Source organism: Frankia sp. EI5c (assembly GCF_001636565.1).
Classification (GTDB): domain Bacteria; phylum Actinomycetota; class Actinomycetes; order Frankiales; family Frankiaceae; genus Parafrankia.
On record NZ_LRTK01000039.1, the window covers coordinates 91,796 to 101,456 of the forward strand.

General features: G+C 72.0%; 5 protein-coding genes and 4 pseudogenes. 5 read left to right on the forward strand and 4 right to left on the reverse strand.

The features are described 5' to 3' along the window. Nucleotides 1-48: 48 nt before the first annotated feature. Nucleotides 49-1,740: hypothetical protein (locus tag UG55_RS18545; protein WP_396230949.1), on the forward strand; the 1,692-nt coding region annotated here is incomplete at its 3' end. Between the two features lie 190 nt (nucleotides 1,741-1,930). On the opposite strand, the pseudogene UG55_RS38685 reads toward UG55_RS18545, so the two are convergent. From UG55_RS38685 to UG55_RS18555, 4 genes and pseudogenes are all read right to left on the reverse strand, one after another. Next, a pseudogene (locus tag UG55_RS38685) lies at nucleotides 1,931-2,503 on the reverse strand (S1 RNA-binding domain-containing protein); the annotation flags it as partial. A gap of 1 nt (nucleotide 2,504) precedes the next feature. Beyond that, nucleotides 2,505-3,207: pseudogene (locus UG55_RS38690) on the reverse strand (S1 RNA-binding domain-containing protein); the annotation flags it as partial. 1 nt (nucleotide 3,208) lies between these two features. Continuing rightward, a pseudogene (locus UG55_RS38695) lies at nucleotides 3,209-3,354 on the reverse strand (hypothetical protein); the annotation flags it as partial. Nucleotides 3,355-3,690: 336 nt separating this feature from the next. Then, nucleotides 3,691-5,388, reverse strand: coding sequence for an acyltransferase (locus tag UG55_RS18555; protein WP_066070698.1), 1,698 nt, complete (start codon nucleotides 5,386-5,388; stop codon nucleotides 3,691-3,693). Nucleotides 5,389-7,098: 1,710 nt separating this feature from the next. Here UG55_RS18555 and UG55_RS46010 point away from each other — a divergent pair. The 4 genes and pseudogenes from UG55_RS46010 to UG55_RS38715 form a co-directional block, all read left to right on the forward strand. Further along, nucleotides 7,099-8,293: acyltransferase (locus UG55_RS46010; RefSeq protein WP_304440422.1), on the forward strand; the 1,195-nt coding region annotated here is incomplete at its 3' end. A gap of 98 nt (nucleotides 8,294-8,391) precedes the next feature. Then, a complete protein-coding gene (locus UG55_RS47630; RefSeq protein WP_396230953.1) occupies nucleotides 8,392-9,249 on the forward strand; it encodes an SGNH hydrolase domain-containing protein in 858 nt (285 codons plus the stop codon). 64 nt (nucleotides 9,250-9,313) lie between these two features. Beyond that, nucleotides 9,314-9,420: GDP-mannose 4,6-dehydratase (locus UG55_RS38710; protein ID WP_313954623.1), on the forward strand; the 107-nt coding region annotated here is incomplete at its 3' end. 18 nt (nucleotides 9,421-9,438) lie between these two features. After that, nucleotides 9,439-9,661, forward strand: a pseudogene (locus tag UG55_RS38715) (GDP-mannose 4,6-dehydratase); the annotation flags it as partial.

Below are 9,661 nucleotides of genomic sequence, written 5' to 3' on the forward strand. Positions count from 1 at the left end.
TGGCCGCGCCAGGCGGCACCACGCTGATCCCGAGGCCGGAGAGCACCGATGACCAGTTCGAATCCCCGTCAACCCGGCACCTGCGCAAACGGCATGCCCCGCGCTCTGGGTGCCGTGCGCCAGTACGGGGCCCTGCGCCAGTACGGAGCGTCCTGCCCACAGCCGGCCAACCGGCGGGGCGGCGATCCCGGCAGCCCCGCACCCGGCCAGCCCGCACCCGGCCGGCCCGCATCCGACACCCCCGCGCCCGGCCGGCCCGCCGCGCAGGGCCCGGCCGGCCGGTCCGGCTCGGCCACCGTGCCCACACCTACGGCCGCCAGCCCGTCAGGTGCTTCCGCCGCACCCACCCTGCCCGGCCACCCTGGCACGGTTGACCGTCCCGGGTCACCGGGAGCCCCCGAGGACCCGGGCGGCGAACCGGGTGGGTCCGCCGGCCCGGCCGACGGCCCGCCCGCGCCCCGGAGCCCGGGACCGCCGCCCGTGCCGCCCTTCGCGCCTCCCGGCGAGCAGCGGCCGGAGCCGGGGCAGTCCCGGCCGCCGGACCGGGCGGGCCTCGATGTCCGCTGGCCAGCGCACCGCACCGCGGTCCGGCTGCCCGCCGATGGTCCCGGAAACGATCGCGCCGCGTTCTACCAGCGCATCCGTGCCGACCACGGGCCGGTCGCACCTGTCCTGATCGAAGGAGACATCCCGGCCTGGCTCGTCCTCGGCTACCGCGAGGTGGTGTACGTCGGCGGGACGCCCGCCCTGTTCGGCCGGGACTGCCGGATCTGGAACGCCTGGGACCTCGTCCCGCCGGGCTGGCCGTTGCAGTCGATCGTCGGCCAGCGGCCCTCCCTGCGCAGCCTCGACGGACCGGCGCACACCCGCCGGCTGGCGGCGATCAGTGACGTGGTGGGCATGTTCGAATCGCATGACCTGCGGGCCCGAGCCACCCGCGGGGCGGACACGCTGGTCGACACCATCGCGGGCAGCGGCCGCGCCGAGCTGATGGCCCAGTACGCCGGCCCGCTGCCGGCCATGGTCGCGGCCGGCATGTGGGGCCTGCCCGACAGCGACCTGGGCGCCCTCGCCAGAGACCTGACCCTGCTCGTCAGCGGCGGCACCGGAGCGCGGGACGCCCGCCGCCGGGTGCACGCGATGCTGGTCCGGGTCGTCCGGCGCCGGCGCGCACAACCGACGGACGACGCCGTGTCCGCGCTGATCACCCATCCGGCCGAGCTCGGGGACGACGAGATCGTCGAGGATGTCATGGCGACGCTGACCGCCGGTCAGGCCCCGACCGCGGACTGGATCGGCAACACGCTGCGGCTGATGCTGACCGACAGCCGGTTCGCAGTGGATCTCTCCGGCGGCCGGCTCAGCGTCGGCAGCGCGATGGCCGAGGTGCTGTGGGCCGATCCGCCGATCCAGAACCTGGTGGCCCGGTGGGCCCGCCGCGATCTGCGGCTCGGCGGGCGCTGGATCCGCGCCGGCGACCTCGTCATCTTCAGTCTCGCCGCCGCCAACACCGACCCGCGGGCACGCCCGCAGCATTCCGGACGGGCGGCGGGCAACAACGCGCACCTGGCGTTCGGGCACGGTGAACACCGGTGTCCCTACCCGGCGCAGCTGGCGGCGGAGACCGTCGCGACGGTGGCCGTCGGGGTGCTCCTCGACCGTCTGCCCGACCTTGAGCTCGCGGTGGAGCCCGAGGCGCTGCTGTGGCGCCCTTCGGTCTGGGTGCGCGGCCTGACCGCCNTCCCGGTCCGCTTCACTCCGCTCTGAGCCGCGCCTCCGGTGTTGCGGGGAACCGAGGCCAACCAGGAACGCCTCAGGGCCCGCGGGAAACTCCCACGGGCCCTGAGGGACGGTGCTGGTCAGACCAGCCGGTGACTACTCCCGGCCGAACTGCTCCCGCAGGCGCCGCAGCGCCTCCTCATCGATAGCNGAGGCAGGCTGCTCCGACTGCGAGGTGTAGGAGGACGGCGCCGCCGCGGCCGCGTCCGCCTCCTGAGCGGCCCGGATCTGGGCCTGGTGGGCCTCATACCGGGTCTGGGCCTCGGCGTACTGCCGCTCCCACTCCGCCTGCTGCTCCTCGAAGCCCGGCAGCCATTCGCCGGTCTCGGGGTCGAAGCCCTCGGGGTAGACGTAGTTGCCCTGCTCGTCGTACTTGGCTTCCATGCCGTACTGGCTCGGGTCGAACGTGTCGCCCTCACCAGCCAGCGCGGATGCCTCGTTCGCCTGCTTCAGCGAGAGGCTGATCCGACGGCGGTCGAGGTCGATGTCGATGACCTTGACGAGGATCTCGTCGCCGACGTTCACAACCTGCTCGGGGATCTCGACGTGGCGCTCGGCCAGCTCCGAGATGTGCACCAGGCCCTCGATGCCCTCGTCCACCCGGACGAACGCGCCGAACGGCACGAGCTTGGTGACTCGGCCCGGCACGACCTGCCCGATGGCGTGGGTCCGCGCGAACTGGCGCCACGGGTCCTCCTGCGTCGCCTTCAGCGACAGCGAGACCNGCTCGCGGTCCAGGTCGACGTCGAGAACCTCGACCGTGACCTCCTGGCCGACCTCGACCACCTCGGACGGGTGGTCGATGTGCTTCCAGGAGAGCTCGGAGACGTGCACCAGACCGTCCACGCCACCCAGGTCCACGAAGGCACCGAAGTTGACGATGGAGCTGACCACGCCCTTGCGGATCTGGCCCTTGGCGAGCTGCGCGAGGAACTCCGAGCGCACCTCGCTCTGGGTCTGCTCCAGCCAGGCGCGGCGGGACAGAACCACGTTGTTGCGGTTCTTGTCCAACTCGATGATCTTGGCTTCGAGCTCACGGCCCACGTAGGGCTGGAGGTCGCGGACGCGGCGCATCTCCACGAGCGAGGCGGGGAGGAAGCCGCGCAGGCCGATGTCGAGGATGAGACCACCCTTGACGACCTCGATGACGGTGCCGGTGACGACGCCGTCCTCCTCCTTGAGCTTCTCGATCGTGCCCCAGGCGCGCTCGTACTGCGCACGCTTCTTGGACAGGATCAGACGACCTTCCTTGTCCTCCTTCTGGAGAACAAGGGCCTCGACGTGATCGCCAACCGACACGACCTCGTGCGGATCGACATCATGCTTGATCGAGAGCTCCCGCGACGGGATGACGCCCTCGGTCTTGTAGCCGATGTCGAGGAGCACCTCGTCGCGGTCCACCTTGACGATGATGCCGTCGACGATGTCNCCGTCGTTGAAAAACTTGATCGTCTTGTCGACCGCGGCGAGGAAGTCCTCTGCCGAGCCGATGTCGTTGACCGCAACCTGTGGTGTGGTCGGGCTGTGCGAGGTGGTCACGGTCTCCACGGGTCGTACGTCGGTGGTGCTCGTCAAGGGGTCGGCTCCGACTGGGAATCGTCTGTCGCGCGAGGGCCGGATCGAACCGCCGGGACGGAGGGACAGGCACCGCGCTGAGAACGACACTGTCAGAACCGATAACGACTGCTCGAGTGGATCCGCTCGGTCTGAGACCCACGAACCCTCGTGCAACTCCCAAGTCTAGGGAGCAGTGTCCCGCGTGGTCAACGGGAGATGCCACNGACTCGAGGTCGGTTGGCCCCAAGGAGGCCGACCGGCCGGTCGGAGCACTCACATTTTGACGCGCCCATAGTACGAAAAGTCACCTGGTCTCGTCCCGGCGACCACGGCGAATGTGGCCAAGTTGGCTCTTCACCGCACCCTCCGGCGCCGGCCAGCGCGCCGCGGGTCCCACCGGGACGGCCCCTCGCTCTCCTGGACGGGAGCTCGCGGCGCCGGCGCGCCCGGCACCGCGGAGGTGGGGACACGGGCTGCGGGCACATCGCCGGATCGGGTGGCTCCCGGCCGGACGCCGCGCAGCGGCACCGTCCGCGGGGAGTCGCCCGGGGAGTCGTCGGCGGCGCCACCGAGGACGGTGACGTGTCCGCCACCCGACAGCTCCCGGCCGCGGGCACCGCCGGCCGCCGCCGGCACCCCGCCGCCCCCGCCCACGCCGCCGGCACCGCCGAGCTGGGGGGCACCCTCACCCCGGCCCGCGCCCGCGCCCGCACCCCGGCGCGTGTGGACCCGGACCCACCGTGCCCACCTACGCCCCAGGGCCGTGCAGGGACGCTCCACCAGGAAGTAGGTGACCGTCGAGACCGCACAGGTCACCGCGGCCACGGTCAGGAAGAAGGGCAGGAAGTCGAACGTGCCGGGCTCCGACCCGGAGTGCTCGACCACCACATCGATCACCGTCGTGTGCCAGAGGTAGATCCCGTACGAGATCAGCCCGAGATAGGCCATCGGACGGCAGGCCAGGAAACGGCGCACCAGCCCCTGACGGGGCCGCCCGAAGACCGCGGGCAGGATCAGGAAGAACGCGAACAGGCCGTAGACGAGGTGCCGCCCCATGTCCTGGCTGCGGTCCGGCACGAACAGCGGGCTGCGGGGCAGATCGAGCTGGGTGCTCGCCACCCAGTAGAAGAACGCCGCGACCAGCCAGCAGGCCCCGCCGAACCAGCGCCACCGCGCCCAGACCGGGGTCCGCCCGTTCTGGACGTACCAGGCGGAGAGCACGGCGAGCAGCATCCCCATGGCGAACAGGTCCCACCAGACCGGCAGCCACACGGTCCAGCCGTCGGCCCACCAGATGTCCGAGCCGATCAGCGCGTAGTGGAGGACGCGGCTGGCCGCGAAGATCACGAACAGCGCCGCGAGCTCGATCCGCAGCTGCGCCCGGGCCGAGCGTCGTTGCCGGCGCCGGACCAGCAGCCAGGCGTACATCGGGAGCCAGATGTAGAAGGCGAACTCGATGTTGAGGGTCCAGGCCTGGGTCAGGCCCTGGATCGCCGTCTCCTGCCGGTAGCCCTGCATGAGGAAACCGGTCTGCAGCAGCCCGGTGAGCCCGTGGACGCCCATCCGCTCGTCCGGTATGACGTTCAGCGCGACGGCGAGGGCCAGCCAGTACAGCGGGAAGATGCGCAGCAGACGCCGGATGTAGAAGCCCGACGCCACCGGGGCCGTTCGGCCGCCCAGGTGGGCCGCGGCGAAGGGCCTGTACAGCAGGAAGCCCGAGATCAGGAAGAAGACCTCGACACCGATCTCGCCGCGGGCCACGTAGTCGCCGCCGGCACTGCCCGTGGTCAGTCCGCTGTAGAACGCGACATGGACGAACAGGACCAGCATGGCCGCGATCGCCCGCAGCCCGTCGAATGCTGGGAAAACCACCGGCTGGCTCGACTCGGCCGCGGGTCGCCCCGGCTCCGCCGCGACGGCCCCCTCCGGGGCCTCGGCGGGCGGGCCGGTGACATCGACGACAGTTACCGGCACCGCCGCGTCAGGAGTCGCTCCGGGAGCCGCGATGCCGCGGGCCGACCGGCGGATGCCCCGCTGGAAGACGGCGGTCACCGCGCCGACCCGCCACTGTCGGTGATGTCAGGCACGCTCGCAAGGTACCAGGAGGTACCCGACGGCCGACCGCTCACGACCTCACGGCGAGCCCCACAACGGCACCACATTTGAGCGGCCTCATCCCGAAATGTTCCAGTGACGCCCGCCACTGCCGGCAGGCCGGCTCTCGACCGGCGCGGCCTGCGCGCACCGGTGGGGCGAGCGGCGAACATGGAGCCGACGAACACGGATAGTGATGGCTGCCGGGATGTCAGCAGGAACCGCTCACGGTGGGCTTCCGGGCACGACGTCCGAAGTGCCCCAATCGACCGACGGGTGGATTCGGCCCGACTGCCCCCACACCGAACCCCGAAGTCACCCTGAACGACAGGACCAGCACAAACGAGCCCCCGAGCCGTTTACACCGGAAGTGGTACTGGATTCATGCCCGTAACATGCGTTCAGACCGGCCCGACGGCTGGCGCGCCCACCGCGAGGCCCGAGCTCCGGAGGCCGCGCGGCGCGCCTGACCCCACCGCCAGTGCCGACCGGACCAGGGCTGTGAGCTGCAAGGACTCTGCCGGCAGTCCCGCAGGGGACCGGCCGGCCGGTCCTGCTGCCGGCCCGTCTCGGCCCCCACCTGACAGCCCTGCACACTGCCGGCCGGCACGTCCGGCCCCTGCTCCGGGACAGCCCATCGGTGTCGCTGCCCCCTCCGTACGTCGTAGCCTCGACGGCGGGATACCGAGAGATTCGGACATACTAGATGAATCGCCCTAATCGGGATGGCTTTCAAGTCATCGGCCATGACCACCAGTGAGGTGCGGTCGGGCCCCCACGTAGGACCACGATGACGGCGAGGACACGGCTGCGGTGCCGGCCGCGATCAGGCGCCGCGACGATGTCGGGCATCGTGATCGGGTCATACGGCCGCGGGGTCCGGCCGGACCCCGCCGGCGCCGGCGCCGCGGCCGGGAAGCACACTCCGACGATCCGGTGGCCCGGTTCGAAGCGACCTCGCCAGCGATGACCTCGGGAAAAGCAACGACTTCGGGAAAGGGGACTGGGCTGAGCCGCCGAGAGATCGACACCTACCCGCTGGCCCGCCCCGGACTCGGCCAGACACACTCGGACAACCGCGCCGCCGCGCGATCCACTCCGGAAGGCGGCCAGGAGGCCGGTGCCGGGCCGGGGGCCGATGCCGGGCCGGAGATCGACCACCTGTCCGGCTTCTACCTGGACCGGTCGCACCTCGACGCCGCCTATCAGGCCGACGCGTACCCCGACCCGGACGGCCGGCTGCGCGAGTCGTACCGGGAGGCGGAGACCCGGCAGATCGCCCGCGGCACGAGCGCCCACCGGGACACCGCCCACCAGGGCACCGCTCGCCGGGAGGCCGCCGGTGGTGAAGCCGTCGGTGCGGGTGTCGGCGGTGCGGGTCTCGGCGTCGGCGGCAGGCCGGGCGGCGTTGTCCGGCGGGAGCTTCTGGGGCTCGACGCCGCCGGTCTGACCACTCCGCTCGTGACGCGCGCCCGCGCCGACCAGGCGCCCGCCGGCGCCGCGCCTCGTCCAGGGGTCGACCTGTCGGGGCTGCGGACGCCGCCGGGCCGCCGGGCCGCCGGGCCGGGAGGGTCCGAGACCTCGGCGAGGCGCGCCCCCGGCACCAGGCCGGCGCTGCCGGAGCGCGGCCGGGTCATGCCGGCGGTGGGCCGACCCGCGCGAAGCGGCATGGCCGCCACCGGACTTCCCGAGAAGGACGCGGACCTGCCCGGCGCGCCCGAGCCCCCGCGCACCGCCCCTCCCCAGACCAACTCGCCGGAGACCGGGCCGCTGGAGACCGGACCGCTGACCGCGCCGGTCCTGGCCCCGCTCGGCCACTCCCCCGCACTGGACGGCCTGCGGGCGCTGGCGGTTCTCAGCGTCATGGCGTATCACGCCGGCCTCAGCTGGATGCCGGGCGGCCTGCTCGGCGTCGACGCGTTCTTCGTGCTCTCCGGCTTCCTGATCACCGGCCTGCTGGTGACCGAGTACCGCACCACCCGGCGCATCGACCTGAAGTCGTTCTGGATCAGGCGCACCCGCCGACTGATGCCGGCGCTGCTCACGATGATGCTGGGCGTCGCGGCGTATGCCCGCTGGGTGGCCGCGCCCAGCGAGGTCAGGACACTGCGCCTGGACGCGCTGGCGACCCTGGGCTATGTCGCCAACTGGCGGTTCGCGCTGTCCGACCAGAGCTACTTCGATCACTTCTCAGCGCCGTCACCGCTGTTGCACACGTGGTCGCTGGCGGTGGAGGAGCAGTTCTACGTCCTGTGGCCGCTCTGTGTCTATCTGCTCATGTGGCACAGCGGGCGGACGGCGGCCCGCTGGCGCCAGCAGCGCCGCAAGGCCCAGACCCTGATCCTGACCGTCGCGGTCCTCGGAGCCGAGGCCTCGGCCCTGCTCGGCCTGCTGCTGGTCGTCCTGGACGTCGACCCGTCCCGGATCTACTACGGCACGGACAGCCGCGCGCAGGCGTTGCTGGCCGGCGCTGCACTCGCGGTCTGGCGGATCCAGCGGCGGACCCCGCTGACCGATCGGACGAAGAAGGGGCTGGCGGTCGTCGGCTGCCTGGCCGGCATCGCGATGCTCACGGTCTGGGCGACGGTGGACGGCGAGAGCCGGGTGCTGTACTCGGGTGGTTTCCTGGGCGTGGCCGTCGTCGTGATGCTCCTCGTCGCGTCGATCGTGGAGGTTCCCGGCGGACCGGCGGCCAGGGTGCTCTCCTTCCCCCCGCTGCCAGCCATCGGGCGGGTCTCCTACGGCCTCTACCTGTGGCACTGGCCGGTGTTTCTGACGGTGACCGCCGGGCGGACGGGGCTGAGCGGGGTGGCGCTGCTCGGGGCCCGCGTCGCCGTCACCGCGGCCATCACCATCATCTCGTNCCATCTGGTCGAGAACCCGATCCGGCGCCGGAAGATCCGTTTCCCGGTTCCCCGGGTCACCGTGCCGGCCACGATCGGTGCGATCGTCGCGGTGGTCATGGTCGCGACGATCCCCGACCCGTCCGCGGGGCGTGGCGCCGACGATCTGGAGCGCCTGGCGGCGCGCGCCGCGACGGCCACTCCACCCACCGCCCGAGCGGAGGCGGCCGCCGCCGGCCGTCCGCTGCGGGCGATCATGGCTGGCGACTCGCTCGCCCTCACCCTCGGCTTCAGCCAGTTCTCCGTCACCGCGGCGGACCACGGACTGGAGATCCACGACGCCGCCGAGCTGGGCTGCGGGGTCACCCGGGCGCAGGTGCGCTTCCTCGGCGACGGGCGAAACCTGCCGCCGGTCACCTGCGCCGACTGGCCCGGCCGTTTCCGGCAGAAGCTCGCGGAGATCAAGCCGGATCTCGCCCTGCTGCTGGTCGGCCGCTGGGAGGTCACCGACCAGATCCTGAACGGCCGGCGGGTGCACATCGGTGAGCCGGCGTTCGACGCGTACCTGGGCCGGGAGCTCGACCTGGCGATCACGACGCTGTCGGCCAACGGGGCCAAGGTGGTGCTCCTCACCGCGCCGATGTTCGAGGAGGGCGAGGCGGCCGACGGCAGCATCTACCCGGAGACCCGAGCCGATCGGGTGGTCAGGTTCAACGCGCTGCTGCGGCAGGCGGCCGCGCGGCACCCGGCGGCGACCACGGTCATCGATCTCGCGGCCATCCTGAGCCCTGGCAACCAGTACCGCGGCACGATCGACGGCGTCCAGGTGCGCGACGATGACGGCGTGCACATCAGCAACGGTGGCGGCGCACGGGCCGGCGATGTCATCGTTCCCCAGCTCCTGCGGCTGCTCCGCCCGGACGGTTCCGGTGCGGGTGCCGCCGCCGCGGCCGCGCCGAGCCCGGCACCCGAGTGACCTGGCCGCTTTACCTGGCGCTAACCTTCCGCAGCAGTACTCCACGGTCCACAGGAGGATGATCGTGCCTCGCGCGCTGATTACAGGAATCACCGGCCAGGATGGGTTGTATCTGGGTGAGTTGCTGGTGGAGCGGGGTTATGAGGTGTTCGGGCTGGTGCGCGGGCAGTCNNACCCNAAGGTNGNGNNGGTGGAGCGGCTGGTGCCCGGGGTGGTGCTGTTGGAGGGTGATCTGACGGATCTTCCGTCGTTGATCGGCGCGGTGGAGATCTCGCAGCCCGACGAGGTGTACAACCTGGGCGCGATCTCGTTTGTCGGGCTCTCCTGGAAGCAGGCGGAGCTGACGGGCGAGACGACGGGGATGGGGGTGTTGCGGGTGCTGGAGGCGCTGCGGATCGCGGGGGGTAACGAC